The following is a 19,962-nucleotide window of genomic DNA, read 5'->3' on the forward strand; positions in this document are numbered from 1 at the left end:
CCACAAGCACTAATACTTTTTTAGAGATATCATGATACGGGTGCCTTCTTCTACGGCACTTTGAACCCATATTTTACCTTCATGCCCCTCTACAATTTGCTTCGCAATCGCCAGTCCAAGACCGCTGCCGTTTGCACTCTTTCTTGACGGATCAACACGATAAAACTTCTCAAAAATATGCGGGAGGTCATCCTCAGGTATGCCTTTGCCATTATCCCTAATTTCAATGATGGCGGAATTCCGGGTTTCTCTTAAGAGGATATCGACCTGTCCCTCCGTCTTTTCCATGTACTTCTTCGCATTATCTAGAATGTTTTGAATGACCCTTTTAAACCTTTCACGATCAATGAAAACAAAGACCTTATTCTTTAACTCACGGGTCAGTGCAAGTTTGATATGAGCCTGTTCATATTCATAGCGATGGTCATAAACACAATCCTCGAAGTACCCTTCCAGATCTGTTTTTTCCAGATGATAAGGGATTTGGTTTAAATCCAGCTTGGAGTACAATAGGAGATCGTCGATCATACTGTTGACCATAACCGCCTTTGACGATGCCGTTTCCAGGTATTCCTCCATTTTCTCAGGTGTTGTGGCTACACCATCGGTAATCCCTTTGATATAACCAATAATGGACGTCACTGGGGTCTTTAAGTCGTGCGAGATACTAGAGACCAAAAACTTTCTGTTCTCATCGTATTTCTGTTGTAAGTAAACGGACTCTTTTAATTTTATCCTCATGAGCTCGAGCGTCCGGCTCAGTTCCCTGACCTCACCTTCACCATCTTCTGCGATCCCCCAGTTTAGATCGCCTTCACTGATTCTAATGGCGGCATCCTTTAGTCTGGAAACTGGCGTGATGATGCCTTTTGAGAACCGGTAGGAAACCCAAAAATTCATGATCAGAAAAGTCAGGATAAAAATACCAACTGTAAAAATACCAAGTACGAGGTAGAAGCCTGTATTGAACTTGATAGGCGCTAGCATTAACAAGGTCCCCGTCTCTCCAGAACGGAGAGGATAGTCCGCTCTCGTATACATAAAGGTGTCGCCATTTATATCTAACGTTTCAAAGTCAGACGTATTGTCAGATAGCATTAAACTTCTTTCAATGTCTATGTCATTTAACGTTTTTGTCGCGAATAATACGTCTCTATTTTTTAAAATAATGGCATGTGCCCCTAAAGCTCTAACACGGCTGGACAGCTCCTCCTGATACTGTGTAACAAGCAGTTGTTCGAACTCTAATGTCAGCACTTCTCTCTTAATCTCACTCAGTCCCGACCTGACTTCAAACATCTTTTTCATTTCGTTGGTCACCATTTCAGTGCTAAACAATGTCGTATAAGCGGCAACAAATATAAGCACAGCTAACACGGTAATCGCAACCGAAACCAGTACTGTCAGCACGTTCATGGCAAAAAATCGTTTGGCTAATTGCATAAGTATGACCTTTCTATTCTATAAGTACCCTCTATATATCTCATGTCTTATAAATCCCAAATCTCTTATAAATTTCGTATAAATCTCTTGTATACTTCTTACATATCTCTTTAAAGTTCTCTTCGGTCGAACAAATAATAACCTGCGGTAAATAGCATTATACCATACCCTAACATTATGAGAAGCTGGCGAAGAATTTTAAACTCGTTCACGTTTTCAGAAATCCATAGCATATACCAATCAAACTTGGAGGTGATGAGAAAGCTAGAAAAATTGGTAAACAAAATGTCCAGTACGTTAAACCCGATAAAGAGAAGAACGGCTAGAAAGAATACAGCAATACCTCCTCGAAGGATATTGGAAAGCAAGACCACAAGGAGCGTAAAAACAAAAACAGGTAAAAATGTGGCCAAATAGGCCATGATGACCTTTATGACCCCCATCAAGCTAAAGGATGAAGGATTAAAGAGCAGTCCGGCTAGCAAGGCTAGAATCATGACAAACATCAGATTTGCCATGATGAACAAGGCAATGTTGAGTATTTTAGCGCTAAATACACCGAATCTTGAAACCGGCCGGGTAAGCGTTATTTTCATCGTATTAGATGAAAACTCGCCGTTAAACATATCGATGGCCACAAAAGTGGCAAAAAGAGGAAGTAACGTATAAGCGAATACCGCGAGCACCACGAGAGGAAATTCTGTGCTCCCTACAACTCTCAATCCGAAGCCATGCTTGATTGCAGATACGGCAATTTGGCCGATGATAACAGCAAGAATAGATAAAATAGCGGCCGCCATCAGCTTCTTCTTTTTGAACAACTTAACAGTTTCATTGATAAATGCGGCTTTAAACCCTACCATTTCGATCGACCTCGCTCACATAATAGTTTTCCAGAGAAGCATAATTTTCAAGAATGTGCTGCGTCTTATCCACATTGACCAGCCTTCCACCATATATGACGCCGACTTTCGTACATGTCAATTCAACGTCATGAATTAAATGACTAGAGATGAAAAATGTTGTACCCTCTTCTTCGGCCAGTCGTTTGATCAGCTTGCGCATATCTAACATGCCCTCGACATCCAGTCCATTGAGAGGCTCATCTAATATTAACAGTTTGGGCTTAGAAAGCATTGCTGCCGCTAATCCAAGTCTTTGTTTCATCCCCAGCGAAAATCTTCTGGACTTCTCATTTTTATATCTTGATAAACCGGTCATTTCCAGACATTCGTTGACCCTCTGCTCGTCAACGTGAGGATAATACCTGGCAAACATCTTGAGATTGTCATACGCCGTTAAATAAGGATAGGACTCCGCTGTCTCGATCATACAGCCGACGTGTTCCATCGCTTCTACATAGTGCTCTAAAATGCTATAGCCATAAATCTTCACGTCACCAAGGTCCGGTTTCATGAGGCCCGTCATGATTTTCATCGCCGTTGTCTTTCCTGCACCGTTTGGACCTAGAAAACCGAATATATCTCCTTGGTCGACTTCTAAATTCAAATCGCTAATCCCTCTGCCGTTGTCATACATTTTGGTCAGACTTGTGATTTCTATCGCTTTATTTGACAATGATAACATCCTCCATTACATGAACTGTCCCTCAAGTGAAAGGTTCACTTGAGGGGCACAAAGCTTTCTCTATTTGCACTTCAATATTTACTCTTCAAACACTCGATTAAATTGTCCGTTGAAATATTCGTGATTCATGCCAGAATGGTACGAGTTCTCACCTGTGACCTCAATACCTAGATCGAGGTAAACCTGACCTTTGTCACTTGGGTGAAGTGATCCTTGTTCCTCTTCTCCATTAGCATTTTGATAAGTAAAGAATGACATATGTTCGGACTCTTGAACATATTCAAATGTAAAGTCGTACGGTGTTTGAGGATAGTCGGATTCGTATTCAGGCTTCACCGTTTCGTAATACTTCCCAGTCACGGTTTTGTCTTCCACACTCGTGATTTCAAGTGTTCTCTCTCCGATTTTTACGAACGCGCCATCTTTTTCAATTACGATATCGTTTTTGTATGTCCCCACGTGTTTACTATTAAAGCCAAAGGAATCGTGGCTCACTCTCTCAACATCTTCACTTGTGAGGTCAGGCGCTGTAAATGTGGTGTTTCCAATGTCAGAAAGCTTGAAGACCACATCTAGTGATAACTCATGCTGTGCACCACTATCGTCTTGACCGGAGAGGACCACTTGACCTGTCAAGTTTTCCAACAGCCCCGCTTCGTTTTCAATAGCTGTACCCGTTACATTTTTGACAAAAATATCACTCGTGATTTCCGGGAGATTCCTATTTCTCTCCATATGTCTCTGATCGTTAATCATTTGCTTAACCCCGAATGAAGAGACAGCATTGATGAGGGCAGGTACTTGCGCCTCAGACAGGTGACCTGAATACGCTCGTCCGCCGTCAGGTGTGTCTTCAAATTGAACATAATCTTTCAGATTGCCCACCACAGCATCAGCGATCTTCTCCATCTCCGCTGCGCCATCCTCGTTAAAAGGGTTTGTAAAGATATTTTTTCGGTTTCCTCTATCAAAATCATCATCGTATTCTGTCACATAATATCTGTCGTCTGTATTGTTCTTCCAAACTGACATCTCCTGATCATAATATCTGTAGTGGCGTGTTGTCTCACCATTTGAGTATTGGGTGACTGATGTTTCTTCAGACGCTTGATTTTCGTTATCAATTTTATGATAAATAGAGCTCTCAAACAGTGTTTGATCATTATCTTTTAACGTCACCAGCATCTCGATCGTATAGTTGTCTAGGTCCTCCTCCATTTGAGCAGCTGTGCCTTTTACGGTATGCTTTAACCGATCATATCCGGTACCCAGCGCCATATCGGCAAAAGCTGTGGACACGAACATACAGGCGCCAACCGTAAATGAAAGGACGGTCAGCGTTGATTTTTTAAATTTCATTTTTTCATCTCCTTTTAATTTATATTCGGAAACGTTTCCTTGCTTTTTATTATAATGGCGACCTATTGAATCTATCTAAATAAACTATTAACAAATTATAAACTCGAGTGAATAAGGCCACCATTAAAAAATGTGTACAATGGTCTAAAATAACACCATCATACACATATTAACATTCATTCTATTTAAAGGCATTATTTATCTTTTGAATCAATGACGTCACGTCATTAAGACCCTGCTCTAAAAAAATAAGTCCAATAGGCGACTCCAAAATCCTTTCTCTTCCTGTTCGGGTTCTTCTATTCTTTCTTCATCTTCCTTCTTAATGGTTTCTGTTTTCATTACAAACTGTACGTTGTTGATCTTTTCATTTTTAGGAGAGACAAAAGAGATAGGGTCAAAATCCGATTTATCATAATCGGTGGTCATGCTGTTAATTTCCTCTTGTATTTGCTCTGGTAAACGTGCTGTTGAATGCGTTAATGTTTCCGTACCGTTTTGAAGCGCTCCTACTCCCTCTTCTAGCTCGTTCGTTCCTTCAGACAACGCGTCGATGCCATCATGTAGGTCTTGGTATTCACTTGCGAGCTGGTCTACACCTTCTGTATAGTGTAATAGGCCGTCGTGAAACTCTCCATAATCGGAGGTCAATTGAGCCAATCCTTCCTGTAATTCCTTGAGTGCATTCATATCATCCGTCCCTTTAAGAGATGATGAAAGATCGTTTGCCGTTGAATGTAGCGCGTGTGCCATTTCCTGAATAGAATCATTCATGGCCTTCAATGTTGTATTCACTGACTCAAAACCTTCTTGTACTTCGGCGTAGGTTTTCTTAACTTTAAGTGCAGCCGAATACGTTTCGATCAACTGATTGAGCACATCTTGATCTGCGCCACTCGTATATAAACGTTGTATTTCTTCTTCCGTTATATCGTACTCAGGGATGTCCCCCATGGCACCGTCCAATGTGTTGTAAGCCATGTCGTAGTTCTCTCTTAGCGTCGATAGCCCATCCGCTGTTTCATGTAAGCCATCCGCTAATTGAGTGAGCCCATCGGGAAGGCTTTGCAGTTCACTGAGATCCACTTCTTCCGTGTCGTTTTGAAGACGATCATTGATTGTGCCAAGAGCTTCGTTAATGGCCGAAGAAGCATTAACGAGTTCAGAAGACGCTTCGCTGATGTCCATCATGCCTTGTTGGTACTCTGCTGAGCCCTGACGCAGGTCTTTTGCACCGTTATTTAAATCCGTCACACCCGTTCTTAATGCCGTGACTCCCTCATGAATGTCGTTAATCGCATCTGAAAGTGTACGGATGTCTTCTGTTAACCCATTGGCATCAACCTCTAGGGCCATGTTGGATGGAACCGCGGATATTTCGATACTTTCCATTTCAAAGTCCACCACGTCTGCTTCGAACTGTATATGCCCCTCTTCTTCAGGCATCACAGTAAAGGTGAGAATCTTATCCTTGCCTGCGTTGGCCATCATGGCGTCGGGGGTCTGAATATGGCTATAGATAGAAGGAGAAAGCGGAATAGAGACTTGTAGTAGATAGTTTTCGTAGAACGTTCGATCTACATTTTCGTTCGCCGATGTGGTCATGTTCATCTGTAAATGCCCGTCTTTACCGACAAGTTCTTCTGGTGTCATCTCCTCCCCGTTCAGCCGATAAGAGATGGTAAAGTCCCATGGTAATTCACGGCCATCCTTCATGTTACCTTGATAATAAAACTGACCTTCTGGCGCCTCAATCTGGACCCTATTATGCTCTTGGTGTATGTCAGATAAGTCCGTTAAGTTCCTTACGCTTGAGTACGAGCCGTAATCGTTAATCGTGCCTGGTTTACTTACATCCAACGTGTTCACCACATAGATGTCGGATCGTTCTCCTGTAGGGTCTAGTGTGGCGTATACCACCTCATCCTTGGAGGCAAGTTCGCCCTCCACTTTTTCCGCTTCAGATGTTTTATCCGCATCAACGTTAGGTGCCGCTTCAACTAGAAATGAAGGGATGATCAGCATCATAACCAGTACAACGAGTACATAACGTTTTTGTCTCATCGTCATTCCCCCTCATAAAAATTTGCTCGATACGTCGTTCGACTGATCCATCTATCCGTCATGAGCAGTAGCGCTGGTAAGAAGCAGACGACCACAACAAAGGCCAGCAACGCCCCTCTTCCCAGCAGCAGACCAATGGAAGAAACGATAGGATTGGAAGACGTCAGCCACAATATATACCCTACACTGGATAAAATGGAGGCTGATACGGAAATCGAGAACGTTTTCTCATCCAATGTCTTCTTAATCGCACGTAATGACGGCATCTTTCTACGATTCTCTTTATACGCGTCTGAAAGTAGAATGGCGTAGTCCACCGTAGCGGCCAGTTGGACCGTGCTAATGATCAGGTACCCGACAAAAACTAAGGAAGTAGCGGTGAAATACGGAATCGATAGATTGATCCATACAGCAGACTGAATTGTGATCAACAATATAAGTGGTATAGACACGGACCTAAAGGTGATGATAAGAACGATGGCTATGGTCACAACCGTTAGGATATTGACAACCGTGTTGTCTCTCATCACCGTGTTTTTGATGTCATATAGTGTGACACTTTCCCCTAGCGTGAGGGCCTCGTCTCCATAATAGTGGGCTGCTGTCTGCTGTACCGTTTCCACTACGCCAAAGGGAACATCACCCTCCTTACCAGTATCCGTATTGATAATCATGCGGCTATAATGCTCTGAAAAGAACTCACTCGTCATTGACTCATCGAGATATTCGGATGGGATCACAGACCCTACCGTATTCACATAAGCCATGACGCTTGTGACATGCTCTATTTCCTCTAAATCTTGTGCTAGTTTTGCCTCTTTGGCGACATCCCCTTTAGGGACGAGGACCACAATCGGGGTGAATGCCCCAAACGACGCTTCTATCTCTAGTAAATCGCTGCCCGCTCGTGTCGTTTCCGGCTGCTCCCCAAGACCATACGTAAACGCCGTTTGACTTTGGGCTAAGAAGCTCGGGATCAGAAGCGCAAAGACAACGATGACACTCAGCACCCGCATTTTTAGCACACGACCTCCGATGCCTTTGAAGCTAGGAACGAAGCTTTTGTGCTGAGTTTTATCAATCCATTTATAAAAGCATAACGTTAAAGCGGGTAAAAAGAGGATGACGGTCACGTAACTGAGGAAAATCCCTTTCACTAAGTTGAATCCAAGATCTGATCCGATTTCAAAATTCATAAATGTAAGGGCCGTAAATCCAAAAAACGTCGTCGCTGCACTCGCTGTAATCGTAGGGAAAGATTTTTTCACCGCTAGCTGCATCGCCTCTTCGACATGGTACTTCTTCTTCCTATAATCTGAAAAACTGTGCAGGAGAAAAATAGCATAATCTAGCGATACGGCGAGCTGTAATATTGGAGCGACCGATTGTGTAACGAAAGAAACCTCGCCGATGAACACGTTCGTTCCTAAGTTGATCACCACTGAAACGCCAATTGCAACCAAGAAAAACACGGGCTCTGCCCAGGAGGTGGTGGATAGGACCAATATAAGGATAATAATGGGTATGAGAAGTGACGCGGCGTAAAGGGTTTCCGTTCCCGCCATCTTTTGTGAAGTGGCCGTATCTAACGCCTCACCAGCGATAGCCCCTTTATCACCCACGAGCTCATATATGGCATCCGTAGCGGCGACTTCTTCACCATCGCGTACACTCAATGAAAATAACGCCTTGTTATCCTTGTAGTAGTCTTCTATTAACTCAGGCTCTATCATTTCAAGCGGTGTTTTCAAATCGACGAGGTCATCTAACCAGACAACATCGGACACCCCGTCAATCGCGACTAGTTGGCTTTTATAGTTTAGGGCTTCCTGAACCGTGACGTCATGTATCATGACTCTCGTATTTGGAACAGCCGTTGTAAATTCCTGATCCATGATGTCAATCGCTTGTGTCGATTGGGCATCATCGGGTAAGTAATCGACCATACGATAATTGACGGATACAAATAATTGCGCCACAGATGAGATGATCGCAATCAGTATAAAAGAAAAGACAATCCATTTTTTATATTTGGTCATTCTTGCTACTATGCCAATCATAACTCACCCCTTCTTGCAATGGCACGTTTTACACTTTACCATTATAAATACACAGTGTTGCTTATTCAACAAACAGTTTATTTACATACGTACAGTTGACAACACTAGGGGCCATTATGTTGGATTACGATAAAAAATAATAGTAAAGGGTGATAGGATTGAACGCTAAGTTAGACAGGAGAAAAAAATATACCCGCATGGTTCTAAAGGACAGTCTGATGTCATTATTAAAGGAAAAGCAAATTTCCTCGGTGACCGTAAAAGAACTATGTGAACGAGCCGATATCAATCGCTCAACGTTTTATTCCCATTACTCAGATCCGTATGATCTCCTATACAGTATTGAAGAAGAAATGATTGAGGATATAAACGAGACATTTAGTCAGTACAATTACACGAAGGAAGAAGAAGCCTTACAAATGACTGAAGTCATGCTAGAGTATATCGTGGCAAACAGCGAGAAATGTCAAATTCTTTTGAGTGAGCATGGGGATATAGCGTTCCAAAAGAGGATTATGAAGATCGCTCAGCAATTCTTGATGAAAAACTGGCTGGATGTCATCAGTTTCGATAAGGAAGATCAGGCGCTCTCAGAATATATCAGTATGTTTGTGGTTAGTGGTAGTATTCACGTGGTCAGAAACTGGTTGAATAATGGCATGGACCAGTCGCCAAAGGAAATGGCTAAAATCATCACGGACCTGACCAATAACGGGCTTTCCTCATTACGCTGATACGAATTAATGTTCTTTGTTCCATTGCATTGTACTAAAAAAAGACTGTAGATGAAGTCCGCTTCAGTGCTTCGTCTACAGTCTGATAAATGTGACATGATTGTTTTCTAATGGTTTATTTGAATGTTCATAATAGATTTTGAGCTAAACGAATCATATCCCTGCATTGTATCCCGTTCTCGTAGATGTCTTCTTGGTAATGGCTAGTAAAAAAGTCTCTATCAATACCAGTTATTCTAAACCCACATTTCTGATATAAAGCAAGCTGACCTATGCTTGAGTTTCCTGTCCCAATCTCAATTGTCTGGTACCCGTTTCTTTTCGCTGTCTGAATAGCATCCTTTATTAAAAGCCTTCCTATACCCCTACCATGCTTTTCTTCTACGACTGCAATGTTCACTAGCTCCACCGTTTCAGGCCTCGTTGGAAGTAGAACATAAATGCCAATCGTTTCATTGTTCATTTCTGCAATGTAACAATCCCCTCGCTCTAAGTACGCTTCCACTATACGTGGAGAAGGATCAGCTAATAGCAGCAATGCCATTGGTGGTTTTTCATCCTTATGTCGTAACCGGATATTCATGATCATCGTCTCCTATATGAAAGGCATTGAGTCATCCTCTATTTCATACACGTTTATGTATTGTTCGTAGGTGTTCCCTGATGAAAGGTCATTTGCCACTGATTATGCTTTAGTTGCCATATAGAACTTCTTAACGAGATTTTCATATCGTGGTGTCTCGTAGTCTGATAGGTTACTAGTGCTATATCTGGTGCCAATAGCTTCATATCAAAATCTGATACAGTATATGCTATCTTAAGGGTGGTTTCCTTGTGTGCGGCTACTAGTTGATCATGTTTACGATACACTTGACCTGACGAACCGATCTCATAAAAGTCCTCGGCGAGCAACGTGTCTAGATCTTTAGGGTCATACTTCATTAAGCGCTTTTCAAGTTCAAATATATACGCTCGTAACGATGAAAGTGCCATGCGTCACATCACTTCCTTTGTTAGACTATACCCTTATCAACCGCAACATGATCGTTATACTTTTCTATTATTCATCCGTGTTCCGTGACAACAATTTAATGATTTTCTCATTTTGTTCAATTTGTTGCTCAAGTCTAAATCTAATGACCTTCACCTTGTCATTTATCAAATAGATTCCGTAAACCATTACAGCCAAGATGATGACCATATACAAAATAAAAACATCGCTCATTTAGAATGCCACCTTTTCCTAGTCATAATTGAAGATAAGTCCCAAAGTCAAAGAACATGTCATGTAGACCTACATTGAGATCACTCATACTCTAACGCTCGTGTTATATTTTTTCGACGTCCCCTAATTCGGAGTGTGCCATGGGAAACAACCTCTTGTCACAAAATGATGGTTCTCATTTATTCTTCTACTGTCTAATAGTCATATCATAAAGCAGATTAAGTAACAAATACAAGTGATGCCGAATAGGGCAAAGTAGCTGGATGTTATGACCATATAACAACTCTTAGCCAGTTTCAACTCATGCAGTGAATTTTTTCTGCACCTCAAAAAAGAAAACCACCGCTAAGTGAGGCGATGGTTTTCACTACATGTTCCCGATTATTTTGATTCTTTTGACAAATAATCTTCTAGTTGATTGAAGGTGCCTGAAAATCCTGCATGAACCATATCTTGTGATGCTCCAAAGGTTTTAAGTTCCTCTTCGGTTGCTGATGCTGGCGTTATAATCGCTGTAAGGGTTGTTTGACCCTCGTCCTCGGTAAACATCAATGTATTCAGGGTCTCCAAAGGCCAACTTTCGTCAAAAGGGGCACGTACAATCTGACCTTCCTCATCAGAAAAGAAATTGGTGTAAACGATCTTCTCTGGAGCGACCATTTCATTGTATACAAATTTGACCCACATGACATCACCATCAGCAGGTTGCTGGCTGTAATGAAAGACACCGCCTGGGCGGAAATCTGATTGAGAAACATGAAACGCCCAACCTTTTGGCCCCCACCAGTTTTGTAAATGTTCTGCTTCGGTGAATGCTTTAAATACTTGTTCACGTGAAGCATTGAAAGTATGGGTTATTTCAACTCGAGCTAACATGTGATTCCTCCAATAATTTTAGTACATCATTATTTTTGTTGTTGTTTCTACATCGAAGTATTTTTGATTTTATATGTTTTGGAGAGCTTATCTATGTATATTTCTATATATGATGCTAAAGTCGTGCTCCCAGTTTACACCATCGTATGATTTCTCCCATGTACTATGAATGGTATTACCAGACTCCTTGATTTCACCAAAAAAACGTTGAGAGAAATCTAACGATGAAAAATCTGATGAATTTCTCCACATTTTCCAGATCCCATCTTCAAGAGACATGTTGTATAGACGAGCTACACCCCGAGAGCCGAAATAATGCTGTAAATAAGTACCATCGTTTAAGTCATAGTCATAAACGAGCATACTACTTGGAAATTCTGGGCGATCCACATTCGTACGTTGAATCATGAATTGACCGCCATCCATCCAGGCAAATGACGTTTGTCCATAAATGGATTGGTAATGCGGGTGGATCAATTCCAATTTCCATTCTCCTTCAAAAGTATCTAGTCGTTTCATAGCTCCGTCACGCATAGATTGTTCCATTGATAACCCCACCCATCCTTTTCAATCGTTTTAAAACCTATCTAGCATCGTGAGTCTTGACTCTATTGGTGTCTTTCAGGTTTGCTATAGACGTCAATCCCTTGCCTGTTTAACAAGGTAACACTATTGATGTTAAAATCGCTTTTATCAAAGAGAGGGCTGAGTTTTCGTTATCCCTCGTATGCTCTTTGTAACTCCGCAAGGTCAAGTTTCTTCATTTTAAATGTTGCTTGGGTCACACGCGCAATTTGTTCGGGTGTGCTATTGCTACTCATTATCTCTTCCATTTTTCTCGGTACAATCTGCCAAGACACGCCATACTGATCTTTGAGCCAGCCGCATTGCTCAGACTCAGGAACAACAGATAGCTTATGCCAATAGTCATCAATCTCTTCTTGTGAGTCGCAGTATACCATAAATGAAATGGCCTCGTTAAAACCGAATTTATGATCTCTCGCGCTGTCCATTGCGGCAAACCATTGATTCTCTAGCATGAAGTCAGAAAACATAATGGTTCCTTCCTTGTCAGGTTCCATGCCTTGAGGGTAGTGAACTTTGAGACCCTGTTTTGAATGCTTAAACACGGACAAATAAAAATGAACGGCTTCTTCGGCTTGGCCACATCGATCACCGACAAACATGAGCGAGGGGACAATCGGAGGTCGCTCTTCACCCTCTGGATCGGAGAGGATTAACTGCCATGACAAACCATACTTATCTTGAATCCAACCATATTTCTCACTAAACGGGTACTTGTCTAGTGGCATTAGCACAGTACCACCCTCGGACAATTTGGTCCAAACCTCACTTAAATGTTGGCTTGCGTTTTCTTCTCGCGACGGATCAAAGTTAACGATAAAAGACGTCGACGGATTGAAAGTAAATAAAGGCCCTGCATTGATGGCCATGAACTTTTGCCCCCTCAACTCAAAAGAAACTACATCGCAGTCTCCTGAAGGTGTGTCGTGGATTGTTGTTTCATTTGTAATTTTTGAGTCCGGGAAAATAGAAGCATAGAATTTTGCTGCTTCATTTGCCTCTTTGTCAAACCATAAATGCGGAACAATGTTTTGATTTGTATTCTGCATCGTTATTCCTCCTAACCTATTTTGTTTATCTTATCATTTTGAATGTATTGCGATTTCTTATAGATTGCTGAAAGTTGCTACTCTCTTTTTCTCTGTCAGTCGATGATTCGTCATCTTCCTCTGCATTTACTCTCTTATAGATGGAAAATAGCCCATTAAAAGTAAAGAAAAGCTGTTTGAACAACTTTTCTTTACTCTTGTAAATATGTATGGATCGTTTATATTAGACTATAAGTTCCTCGTTACCCGAGATCGTCGGAGCGTCCGGCTGCAAGGCGGGACCACTGGGCTGTCGGGCGACCGTCTAGCTGAAACTGACCACCTTTGGAGCCCCAACGCTGCGGCCAGCCCTCGGGCGAATCTTCCCAGAACTCCTGCCTGCCGTAGACAGTCAGGTCCAGCAATCCGTAAGACGGTGACATCAGTTCGTTGCCGCGACCAGTAGTCCAGTAGGTCTCGTAGACCTTGTCACCGTCCCGGATATAACTAACCAAGATGCCGAAGTGTCGCCCTACGATCAACCGGTCCACGGAGTCTTGGGGTACCGAGTACCAGGGAACCGTCCAGCCCATGAAGTCGCGATACTGCGAGCTTTCTTTATACGGTCCCTGACAAAAAGTCGCATAGCTCACGTCCCGTGAGTGTAGGTAGGACAGCTCGTTGATGTGAGTCGTGGAGAAGGTACAGCCCTCGCACTGCTCTGCGGCGGGCTTGCCGGTGTGCCACATGTGATAGTAGACGACTAGCTGGTGACGGCCCTCGAACGTCTCCAGCAGCGTGACTGGACCATCTGGGCCGATCAGCGGAATGGTCGAGTCCACCTCAACCATCGGCAGCCGCCGACGGGCTGCCGCAATTGCATCACCTTCGCGAGTATGCGCCTTCTCTCGAATCCGTAACTCATCCAGTTTGGCCTGCCAGGTGGACCGGTCGACCACTTTAGGCAACGTAGAAGTGTTGTAATTTTGATTCATTTTAATTATCTCCCTTCGCTACTGCTTACACTCCCAAATTTTATCACGTATAAATACAGAGGAATTCTTCTCGATTGCTTAAAAATCCTTTACTGTACTATTATTACCCGTCACCACCCGCTTGCCAACGATGACAACACCTTCGGCTTCTAGTAAACTTTTCTGTCGTTCAACCTTATCTGGATCGTTTAGAGCGATTTCACCCTTGGCATTAATGACACGGTGCCACGGTAAGAGGTACTTCGCACTTGATGAATGAAGGATTCTTGCCACTTGTCTTGCTGCACGCGGATGACCCGCTAGCCTGGCAACTTGACCATAGGTCATGGTATGACCTTTGGGAATGTGTTTAATAATATCAATGACGGCCACTGTAAAAGGTTGCACGGCTAAAGCTCCTCTCGCTAAGTGTGCTTGGTTCATTGCTTGGTTCATTCTTCTGTACGAAATGTAATGTTATTGAAGAAATATGTAAAACAAATAGAGAAAACCCAAGCGACGATTGCGACGATCAGCGCTTGGGTTTATTTTATCTCGTATTCACTGAGCTGTACACAGACGTTAATGATTAATACACGATAATCATGGATACGATTGACATCATTCATAACTCAAGAGATGTTTCAAGTTCGTCATATAGGTGTCTTCCGCTGTAGAAGTCGATCTCTGCCTTTCTGTCTTATGGTTCTAAGGTTGTGACATACGTACCGGCGATCATATCGTGGATGGCCCGTTTATCTTCTCTTAGTCCCACCATAAAGGCGCTAATGACTAAGGCAATACCTAGGGTCACTACATACACGATATGACCGACCAAGACTCTCAGTAACATGGTGCCAATACTGACGGGGCTTCCGTCTTTCCTGACAATGCGTACACCAAGAATTCTCTTGCCTACGGTATACCCGTACCATACGAGCGGTATCACAATCGTGTAAATGAGATACATAATATTAGAGAGTGCTTCTGCCACCTGTTCATTTGTCATTATAAGTCCGGCTAGCATAGCAATAGGCAGTGATACGATAATGGCATCTAGTATTTGGGCGGCAAGCCTTCTCCAAAAACCTCCGGGATAGTTTATGTTTTCCATCAATCTATACTCCTCTCCTTGCTTTTACGGGTTTTGTACCCACATAAGAGTATAGAGGAATGAGCTTAATGTGACAAGAATTTGAGCATTCAAATTAAATTTGTTGTTTCACCGGATGGCTATCCGTTGCTGACCGACGCCTGAACATAGACTGAACCCTTTTAAGGATGTCTTCATACACCATATAGATAGCTGGTATAAGCAATAGTGTGATAAGCGTACTGACCAACAGACCAAAGATCATGACAACGGCTAATGGCGATTGGAAGTGACTAGCGCCGCCCGTTGAAATCGCCATCGGTAACATCCCAGCGGCGGTCGTTAATGCCGTCATCATAATGGGGCGTAAGCGATCTCGTCCCGCTTCAACTAGTGCTTCTTCACTCTTGAGCCCTTGTAACTTCAGTTGTTTTGTTCGGTCAATAAGTAAGATGGCATTATTTAAGACGATGCCGATTAAAATAACCACGCCGACAGCAGACATCGCGTTTAATTCCTTTTGTGTCACAAACAATCCGAACAAGGCACCGACAAACGTGAGTGGCACGATTGACATCACGATAAAAGGATGGGCCAAATGATTAAACTGCACGGCCATAACACAATAAACGAGGAGCAAGGCCACAATCACAATAAACAGTATCTCAGTAAAGGTCTCTTCTTGATCTGCTAACTGGCCTAGCGTTGAGACAGTATAGTTCTCAGGTATCTCAAGCGATGCGATGACATCCTGAACATCCCGTTGAGCTTGACCTAGATCTTGGCTCGTGTCATCCGCTGAAATTACAACTGACCTCATACCATCGTGTCGGCTTATTTCTATCGGGGAGGGCACAACGTCTAAGGCTAGAAAGTCCGACATATCCTGTACCCCCGCTTGGGTCGTGACTAGTAGTGACGTGACATCTTCAGCCTCCTCAATCTTCTGATCACTCGTAAGTACGACGGGGTGGGTACGGCCTTCTAAGGTCACCTCATCGATCGTTTCTTGTCCGAGATGTAAGTTCAGTTGTTGTAGTAAGAACGCGCTTGTGAGTTGGCTGGCGGATAACGCTTCTTCATCTATATTAATAAGTAGTTCTTCGTTCGTTTGGGACAGCGTATGATTGACGCCGGAAAATCCGTCTAAGTCATCTAAAGCGGTGGCGATGTCATCTCCAATTTGCCGTAGTGTGTCCAAATCATGTCCTTGCACCATCACTTGTATGGGAGCTCCTCCCCCGCCTGCGAAAATAGCATCTGCAACGGCTTGAATCGGGTAGTCATTTTTCAGGCTGTCGACAATATCGTGTATGTCTTGTTTGACTTGCGTTTGACTAAGAGTGGCATTCTCTTCAGGTGTCATATTAATAAACAGATAGACACGTTTGGGATCTAAAATATTAACGAGGTAGTCCTCTATCTCTGAATGCGCGTCAAACGCTTGGTGCAGATCATCAGCGAGTTGGGTTTGTTCCTCTAGTGATAACATTTCCTCCAAAGATAATATAAGTTCCGCTTGCCTGTCATAGACATCGGGCATTAATCCCTGCGGAATATTTGGTATCAGGAAAATTGAAGCCACAAACACCATGACAAATAGAAATATCGTTAACCAACGGTAGCGTTTCTTGTTCACAATACCTCGCGTGAGGGTCGTATAGAGACGATACTGTTCCTTCTTCACTCTCCTACTTCTTCTTGGTTTATCATCATTCGATTTTAGCTTATCGTCACTCGATAGTTGCTCATCACTTGAAGATGTCGCGCTTGATGCTGTATCATTGTTGTTTGCTTTTTTAATCCATTGTTGGGCTAAGACGGGGATTAGGGTAAAAGAAACAAAGACTGAACTCAACAAAGCGATGACAATCACAATAGACATGATAAACGTGAACTCCCCCACTTCACCACTCAGCATGCCGATGGGTAGGAAGACCACAATGGTGGTGAGTGTAGCACTGATAATAGCCGTGTAAACCTCTTTGATCCCTTGGGTCACAGCTTTAAACTTGGACTGTCCCTGCTCTAATTTGCGGTAAATAGATTCAAGCATCACGATAGCGGTGTCGACCATCATTCCGATACCCAGACCTAGGCCGATAATTGTCAGCACGTTGATACTGTAATCTAAGACCCATACTGTCGCTAACGTCAATAAAACCGAGGACGGTATGGCTACTGCTATTACCAGTGTGGCTCTGAAGTTCCTCAGAAAAAGGAGTATAAGAAGAATGGCCAGTATACCACCGACAGCAACCTTCGTTTGAACATCGTAAACTGTTTTACCGATATAATCTCCCTTTGAAGTCAGCTCTTCTACTGTTAAGTGACCCATGAGGTCATCAGATTCCATCTCATCGAGTAGTCCTCGGACCGCTTCGGTGAGTTGAAAATCAGTGGCATCACTTGACCGGCCAACTTGAACGGAGATATACGTGTCATCCCCGTTTTTCCATAAGCGCGTGGAAGACTCAGATTCGGTTTGGGTCACATCGGCAATCTCCTCAAGCGTGACGATGGTTGACCCTGTTTGTATTCTCATATCCTTGAACTCATCAATGCTTTGCTTTCTCGTGTCCCAACGCAGGTTCATGGGACTATCATTCACACTGACTTGCCCTAGGGACCTCAGTTGGTTCTCGTTTTGCACGCTCTGAATCACTTGTTGTGGGGTCAATTGGTACGCCGCTAGTCTATCTTCGATCAACTGGATTTGGAGCACGTCGGTCTGGTCACCCACAACGCGAACATCACTGACTTCCCTAAGGCTTTCCAATCGTGGTTTAAGCTCGTCATGTACAAACTGACTCATCTCATCCATGCTGCTGCCTTCAACGTCGATGAAAAAGGAGTAAGCGGAGTCCATGGAAAATTGTTGAACGAGCATCTCCTGTACAAAGGGGAGCTGTGGTTGTAAGCGGCGCACAACCGATTCTAGCTCCCGGTACGCCTCATCCCCAGTTCCTTCTAAAAACGTCACCCTTATGTTGGCCAGTCCGGTCGATGACTGAGAGGTGACACTATCTACATTTTTCAATGCTAATATGCTCTGTTCTAGTGGGGCTGTGATGAACTGTTCAACGTTGACTGCGGACTCGTCACCCGCATGAACCTGAACGGACGCACCATCAAAGGTCATATCTGGCATTAATTCGATTTTTAAATCTTGCGCTGCAAAAAGTCCGAAGATTAAGATGAAAACAGCGAGAAAGCCAACGATGATCTTACGCTGAAGTATGAATTCAAGCAGTTTCAAAGCGGTATTCCTCCTTCTACGTGTTGAGATTGTAATGGCTGCTTTAGCAGTTGTTTATGTATCCTTTCAGCCTCCATTACCCCAGATTGGGCCACACCCTGATATCCTCCACCCGGTCGGGTCCAAGCCCCCGTAAATGAAAGGCCCTTCACTGGTGTCCGCTGTTTTAGGCGGGCGATACCTGACAGTGAGACGGTTTGAGCGTACCCGTATATCGCCCCTTGCGGATTATCTGTATAGCGCTGCATGGTACGCGGGGTTCCCAGCTCGATTACATCAACATAAGATTGGATACCAGGATAGATCTCAGCTAAACGGTTCATGAGTATGCCAATGACCTCTTCCTTTCGCTCGAGGTAGGCCCTCCTTTCTTTTGGCCAATTGTGTATATAATCGATATAAAACAGAGATAAGACTTGTTTGTCTTGGTGGTTGAGTAAAGGGTCTGCCTTTTGATAGTTGGTCAAGCCGAGATTGACCTTCGAAGCATCACCCTTCTGATGATATTCAAAACTTATTTCGGAGTCCGTTTCATCTATCATGAATAAATCCTCATGTACGTCGATAGGGTTATGTTTTAGACCCAAGTAGAGCTGTGTGATCGAAGGACCGATTTCAGCTTCGCTCAGTTTACGACGATAGGACTCACTGATAAGGTTCAGATCTGATAGTAGTGACATGGTTCGTGGTGGACTCGCATTGGAGACCACCCACTGACCGCGAAACATGGCTCCTTTTTCTGTCAAAAGACCGTACGCCCCATGCGTATTGGCGAGGATCTGCTGAACAACATGGTTTAGATAGACATGACCCCCGTGCTGCTGGATGACATGAACCAGAGAATCTGATAAAGCTTGAGCGCCTCCTCGAATATAGTAAGTCCCTTCGAAATGGTAGCTAATCCAAGGAATGATGAAGTATAAGGCTGCTAGTCGACGAGGCGGCAAACCGTAATAGGACCAGTTCGCACTGAAAAACGCAATAAATAGAGGATCGTCGATGTATAGATTGAGCATTTCTGCTAACGTGAGTTTAGACCAAGTTGTGAGCCTGTCATTGTCATTAAACCCATACGTTTGTGCACGCTGTGATTGCTTTAATTTATGGTAGAATTTCTGTAAATCCTGAAAAAGTTGAATGAGGCCTGTACGTTGCTGAGGAAACATATCAATCAACAGATTGAAGTAAGCTTTAGGATCGGAAGGGACATGTATGACCTCACCCTGCCACCAAACTGTATATGGATACTCCTTTTTAATAGGGGTAATCGCCTGATGAACCCAACATTTTTTAAGAAGCTGTGTAAAGCTTTGGTGCTCTCCTAAACCACCTAAACCGTGTAAAGAGACGTCGAATGTGTAGGGTCCCTTTCTTCTAAAGTTGGTTGCATATCCACCGGGGATATGATGCCGTTCAAAAACAGCGACACGATACCCATATTGCGCTAATCTTGCCCCACAAGTTAAGCCACCCAGCCCCGCCCCTATGATAAGAACATCATACTTATCCAATGACACACCTCCTACAAGATCGTGTCCTGATTGTTCATAACACGTATGCGACACTAAAAATGAACCTTATACGAAATAAAACCATTTACGACAAGTAAATAAAACGCATACCCCAACCACGCCATCACGCATATCTCGCATTTTATGAATGAACAACCTACGTA

General features: G+C 43.2%; 18 protein-coding genes. 1 reads left to right on the forward strand and 17 read right to left on the reverse strand.

The window, feature by feature from the left end; genetic code table 11:
- Window positions 1–9 precede the first annotated feature (9 nt).
- The 6 genes from JKM87_RS11120 to JKM87_RS11145 form a co-directional block, all read right to left on the reverse strand.
- Window positions 10–1,443 (reverse strand): sensor histidine kinase, encoded by a 1,434-nt coding sequence (locus JKM87_RS11120; protein ID WP_202080440.1) that lies wholly within the window; start codon window positions 1,441–1,443, stop codon window positions 10–12.
- A 110-nt stretch (window positions 1,444–1,553) separates the two neighbouring features.
- The gene (locus JKM87_RS11125) at window positions 1,554–2,306 is read right to left on the reverse strand and encodes an ABC transporter permease (protein ID WP_202080441.1); all 753 of its coding nucleotides are present in this window, start codon (window positions 2,304–2,306) and stop codon (window positions 1,554–1,556) included.
- On the reverse strand, window positions 2,293–3,021 hold the full coding sequence (locus JKM87_RS11130; RefSeq protein WP_236838765.1) for an ABC transporter ATP-binding protein: 729 nt from the start codon (window positions 3,019–3,021) through the stop codon (window positions 2,293–2,295). The genes JKM87_RS11125 and JKM87_RS11130 overlap by 14 nt, the downstream gene beginning before the upstream one ends.
- An 87-nt stretch (window positions 3,022–3,108) precedes the next feature.
- The gene (locus JKM87_RS11135; protein ID WP_202080443.1) at window positions 3,109–4,389 is read right to left on the reverse strand and encodes a hypothetical protein; all 1,281 of its coding nucleotides are present in this window, start codon (window positions 4,387–4,389) and stop codon (window positions 3,109–3,111) included.
- Between the two features lie 240 nt (window positions 4,390–4,629).
- Window positions 4,630–6,453 carry a coiled-coil domain-containing protein gene (locus JKM87_RS11140; RefSeq protein WP_336885168.1) on the reverse strand — a complete coding sequence of 608 codons (1,824 nt, stop codon included), beginning with the start codon at window positions 6,451–6,453 and terminating at the stop codon, window positions 4,630–4,632.
- Between the two features lie 2 nt (window positions 6,454–6,455).
- A complete protein-coding gene (locus tag JKM87_RS11145; RefSeq protein ID WP_202080445.1) occupies window positions 6,456–8,513 on the reverse strand; it encodes an efflux RND transporter permease subunit in 2,058 nt (685 codons plus the stop codon).
- Between the two features lie 149 nt (window positions 8,514–8,662).
- Here JKM87_RS11145 and JKM87_RS11150 point away from each other — a divergent pair, with 149 nt between their 5' ends.
- Complete coding sequence (locus JKM87_RS11150; RefSeq protein ID WP_336885169.1) at window positions 8,663–9,247, forward strand: TetR/AcrR family transcriptional regulator; 585 nt, start codon at window positions 8,663–8,665, stop codon at window positions 9,245–9,247.
- A 127-nt stretch (window positions 9,248–9,374) separates the two neighbouring features.
- On the opposite strand, the gene JKM87_RS11155 is transcribed toward JKM87_RS11150, so the two are convergent.
- The 11 genes from JKM87_RS11155 to JKM87_RS11205 all read right to left on the reverse strand — a co-directional run bounded on the left by JKM87_RS11155 (window position 9,375) and on the right by JKM87_RS11205 (window position 19,798).
- Entirely contained in the window at window positions 9,375–9,830 is a 456-nt protein-coding gene (locus tag JKM87_RS11155) for a GNAT family N-acetyltransferase (RefSeq protein WP_202080447.1), read from the reverse strand.
- A 53-nt stretch (window positions 9,831–9,883) separates the two neighbouring features.
- Entirely contained in the window at window positions 9,884–10,240 is a 357-nt protein-coding gene (locus JKM87_RS11160) for a nuclear transport factor 2 family protein (protein WP_202080448.1), read from the reverse strand.
- Between the two features lie 67 nt (window positions 10,241–10,307).
- A complete protein-coding gene (locus tag JKM87_RS11165) occupies window positions 10,308–10,472 on the reverse strand; it encodes a hypothetical protein (protein ID WP_202080449.1) in 165 nt (54 codons plus the stop codon).
- A gap of 381 nt (window positions 10,473–10,853) precedes the next feature.
- On the reverse strand, window positions 10,854–11,348 hold the full coding sequence (locus JKM87_RS11170; protein ID WP_202080450.1) for an SRPBCC family protein: 495 nt from the start codon (window positions 11,346–11,348) through the stop codon (window positions 10,854–10,856).
- 87 nt (window positions 11,349–11,435) lie between these two features.
- The gene (locus JKM87_RS11175) at window positions 11,436–11,894 is read right to left on the reverse strand and encodes a hypothetical protein (RefSeq protein WP_202080451.1); all 459 of its coding nucleotides are present in this window, start codon (window positions 11,892–11,894) and stop codon (window positions 11,436–11,438) included.
- A 170-nt stretch (window positions 11,895–12,064) separates the two neighbouring features.
- Window positions 12,065–12,982 carry a VOC family protein gene (locus JKM87_RS11180; protein ID WP_202080452.1) on the reverse strand — a complete coding sequence of 306 codons (918 nt, stop codon included), beginning with the start codon at window positions 12,980–12,982 and terminating at the stop codon, window positions 12,065–12,067.
- 242 nt (window positions 12,983–13,224) lie between these two features.
- A complete protein-coding gene (locus tag JKM87_RS11185) occupies window positions 13,225–13,956 on the reverse strand; it encodes a DUF899 family protein (RefSeq protein WP_202080453.1) in 732 nt (243 codons plus the stop codon).
- A 78-nt stretch (window positions 13,957–14,034) separates the two neighbouring features.
- Window positions 14,035–14,343, reverse strand: coding sequence for a methylated-DNA--[protein]-cysteine S-methyltransferase (locus JKM87_RS11190; protein ID WP_202080531.1), 309 nt, complete (start codon window positions 14,341–14,343; stop codon window positions 14,035–14,037).
- A 292-nt stretch (window positions 14,344–14,635) separates the two neighbouring features.
- Complete coding sequence (locus JKM87_RS11195) at window positions 14,636–15,049, reverse strand: RDD family protein (protein ID WP_202080454.1); 414 nt, start codon at window positions 15,047–15,049, stop codon at window positions 14,636–14,638.
- Window positions 15,050–15,143: 94 nt separating this feature from the next.
- Window positions 15,144–18,287 carry an efflux RND transporter permease subunit gene (locus JKM87_RS11200; RefSeq protein ID WP_202080455.1) on the reverse strand — a complete coding sequence of 1,048 codons (3,144 nt, stop codon included), beginning with the start codon at window positions 18,285–18,287 and terminating at the stop codon, window positions 15,144–15,146.
- On the reverse strand, window positions 18,284–19,798 hold the full coding sequence (locus JKM87_RS11205) for a phytoene desaturase family protein (protein ID WP_202080456.1): 1,515 nt from the start codon (window positions 19,796–19,798) through the stop codon (window positions 18,284–18,286). The genes JKM87_RS11200 and JKM87_RS11205 overlap by 4 nt, the downstream gene beginning before the upstream one ends.
- Between the last annotated feature and the right edge of the window lie 164 nt (window positions 19,799–19,962).

Source organism: Caldalkalibacillus salinus, from assembly GCF_016745835.1.
Lineage (GTDB): Bacteria > Bacillota > Bacilli > Caldalkalibacillales > JCM-10596 > Caldalkalibacillus_A > Caldalkalibacillus_A salinus.

Bases quoted from the DNA above. Each gene is read 5' to 3' on its own strand.
- JKM87_RS11120 (WP_202080440.1), bottom strand. From the start codon at position 1,443: ATGCAATTAGCCAAACGATTTTTTGCCATGAACGTGCTGACAGTACTG.
- JKM87_RS11125 (WP_202080441.1), bottom strand. From the start codon at position 2,306: ATGGTAGGGTTTAAAGCCGCATTTATCAATGAAACTGTTAAGTTGTTC.
- JKM87_RS11135 (WP_202080443.1), bottom strand. From the start codon at position 4,389: ATGAAATTTAAAAAATCAACGCTGACCGTCCTTTCATTTACGGTTGGC.
- JKM87_RS11140 (WP_336885168.1), bottom strand. From the start codon at position 6,453: ATGAGACAAAAACGTTATGTACTCGTTGTACTGGTTATGATGCTGATC.
- JKM87_RS11145 (WP_202080445.1), bottom strand. From the start codon at position 8,513: ATGATTGGCATAGTAGCAAGAATGACCAAATATAAAAAATGGATTGTC.
- JKM87_RS11155 (WP_202080447.1), bottom strand. From the start codon at position 9,830: ATGAATATCCGGTTACGACATAAGGATGAAAAACCACCAATGGCATTG.
- JKM87_RS11160 (WP_202080448.1), bottom strand. From the start codon at position 10,240: ATGGCACTTTCATCGTTACGAGCGTATATATTTGAACTTGAAAAGCGC.
- JKM87_RS11165 (WP_202080449.1), bottom strand. From the start codon at position 10,472: ATGAGCGATGTTTTTATTTTGTATATGGTCATCATCTTGGCTGTAATG.
- JKM87_RS11170 (WP_202080450.1), bottom strand. From the start codon at position 11,348: ATGTTAGCTCGAGTTGAAATAACCCATACTTTCAATGCTTCACGTGAA.
- JKM87_RS11175 (WP_202080451.1), bottom strand. From the start codon at position 11,894: ATGGAACAATCTATGCGTGACGGAGCTATGAAACGACTAGATACTTTT.
- JKM87_RS11180 (WP_202080452.1), bottom strand. From the start codon at position 12,982: ATGCAGAATACAAATCAAAACATTGTTCCGCATTTATGGTTTGACAAA.
- JKM87_RS11185 (WP_202080453.1), bottom strand. From the start codon at position 13,956: ATGAATCAAAATTACAACACTTCTACGTTGCCTAAAGTGGTCGACCGG.
- JKM87_RS11195 (WP_202080454.1), bottom strand. From the start codon at position 15,049: ATGGAAAACATAAACTATCCCGGAGGTTTTTGGAGAAGGCTTGCCGCC.